This window comes from Rhizobium sp. SVR5-2C, assembly GCF_056755115.1.
In genome coordinates this window covers 1-236 of record NZ_JBNDHT010000595.1, presented here as the reverse complement: position 1 = coordinate 236, position 236 = coordinate 1, and the positions used below count along the sequence as shown (strand labels likewise).

At 56.8% G+C, this 236-nt stretch carries 1 protein-coding gene; it reads left to right on the top strand.

What is annotated here, in order from left to right; translation table 11 throughout:
• The coding region (locus tag ACPYOI_RS37040; RefSeq protein WP_481424304.1) for a 5'-nucleotidase C-terminal domain-containing protein at positions 1–236 on the top strand (236 nt) is incomplete at both ends.

Here is a 236-nt window from a genome sequence, read left to right as displayed (position 1 = left end):
GCCGATTACTACACCGATGTTCCTGCCGGCGACGTGTCGATCGAGAATGTTGCTGACCTCCATCTCTATCCGAACACCGGCCAGGCGGTTGTCGTGACCGGCGAACAGGTGAAAAACTGGCTGGAAATGCCTGCCGGCATGTTCAAAGAGATTAAGCCGGGCGCCAAGGACGCGGCGCTGCTCAACAAGGATTTCCCGTCCTACAACTTCGATGTCATCGATGGCGTGACTTACCC